The organism is Deltaproteobacteria bacterium, from assembly GCA_009929795.1.
Lineage (GTDB): Bacteria > Desulfobacterota > Desulfovibrionia > Desulfovibrionales > Desulfomicrobiaceae > RZZR01.
On sequence record RZZR01000319.1, the window covers coordinates 1 to 1,731 of the forward strand.

The following is a 1,731-nucleotide window of genomic DNA, read 5'->3' on the forward strand; positions in this document are numbered from 1 at the left end:
CCCCTGTACAGCCCCGACATGATAGACAATCCTCTTGCCGTCCATGTCATCAGCCTTGGTTGCCCCAAGAACCGGGTCGACACCGAGTTTCTCCTCGGGGCCCTGGGCCCAATCCGACTGGTGCCCTCGCCCCATGAAGCCGACCTGATTCTGGTCAACACCTGTGCCTTCATCCAGCCGGCCGTCGAGGAATCTTTGTCCACCATCATGGACCTGTCCCAGGACCTCGTCGACCTTTCCCCGCGCCCTGTCCTGGCCGTGGTTGGGTGCCTGGTGGACCGCTACCGGCAGGAACTTCAGGCCGATCTGGCCGAGGCCGACATCCTTCTCCCCATTCGGAATTACGCTTCCTGGCCCCATGTCCTGAACCGGACCCTGGGCCGGACCCAAATCCAGCCTTTGCCGTCGGCTCGACTCCTCGAGCCCCCTCTGGGATCGGCCTACCTGAAGATCGCCGAAGGCTGCGACAATTCCTGCGCCTTCTGCACCATTCCCTCCATCCGCGGCCGCCTTCGCAGCCGAACCGTATCGAGCCTTGTGAACGAATCCCGCATGCTTCTCGACCAGGGAGCCCGGGAGATTGTCCTTGTGGCCCAGGACCTGACTGCCTACGGACGGGACCTCGGCCCCGACAACACCCTGCCTTGCCTCATCGATGGCCTCCAGTCCCTGCCGGGACTGGAATGGATCCGCCTCATGTACCTCTACCCCTCGGGACTTGACCGGGAACTGCTCGACTTTCTGGCCGGATGCGGCCCCACACTCCTGCCATACTTCGACATCCCCTTCCAGCACTCCCACCCGGATATCCTGAAAGGCATGGGACGCCCTTTCCGGACCGATCCCCGGGCCGTGGTCGAGCGCATCCGGTCCCGTTTTCCCGACGCCGCCCTCCGAACCACCCTCATCACCGGCTATCCCGGGGAAAAGCCGTCCCATTTCAAGGACCTGCTCAGGTTCGTCGAAGAGACCAAATTTCATCATGTCGGGGTCTTCCCCTTCTGGCCGGAACAGGGAACCAGGGCTGCCGAACTTCCTGACCAGGTTGGTCCCCGGACCAAAAACCGCCGTCGCGATGAAATCATGGCCCTCCAGGCCGAAATCAGTGCCTCCATTTTGGCCCCCCTTGAAGGCCAAATCATTGAGGTCCTTGTCGACCGCATCCAGGGAGAATGGCCTGGCCTCCATGTCGGTCGAACCTGGTTCCAGGCTCCCGAGGTGGATGGGGTCGTCTACGTCAGCGGTCCAGGTGTCCAGCCCGGAACCATGATCAAAGCCATGGTCGAGGAGGCCCAGACCTACGACCTCGTGGCCCTGGCGGGCGAAGGATGATCATGGAAAGGAAAGGCAAAATCTTTGGAACCTTGGATCCCTTTCTGGAACCGGGGCCCATTATGGGCAGGACCACGGCCAATGCCCAATTTCTCGAGGCCCTGCTGGAAGCCGACCCCTTTGACGAATATCACTTCTTTCTTCCCGACATCCGGGTTCGTGACCGCCTCCGTGCCGAACTGGCCGATCTGCGACCCGACCTGGCCCGTGATAAGCGCATCAGGGTCATGACCCGGCTCGACCTGCCTGCCCGGCTCACCGCCACGGACTACCATTGTTTCCATCTCTCGGACTGCATCACCGCCCCCGGAGACCTGGCCCGGGTCCGGAACCGCTTCAGCCGTCGCATCTTCCCCATCACGTCCACCACGCACTCCCTGTCCCGGGCCGACTACGCCC

The 1,731-nt window shown here is 62.5% G+C and carries 2 protein-coding genes; both read left to right on the forward strand.

Translation table 11 applies throughout. The features are described 5' to 3' along the window. Nucleotides 1–18 precede the first annotated feature (18 nt). A complete protein-coding gene (rimO, locus tag EOM25_14595) occupies nucleotides 19–1,332 on the forward strand; it encodes a 30S ribosomal protein S12 methylthiotransferase RimO (protein ID NCC26405.1) in 1,314 nt (437 codons plus the stop codon). Between the two features lie 2 nt (nucleotides 1,333–1,334). Next, the coding region (locus EOM25_14600) for a glycosyl transferase (protein ID NCC26406.1) at nucleotides 1,335–1,731 on the forward strand (397 nt) is incomplete at its 3' end.

Coding starts and splice junctions, on each gene's coding strand:
- rimO (NCC26405.1), top strand. CDS start 19: ATGATAGACAATCCTCTTGCCGTCCATGTCATCAGCCTTGGTTGCCCC.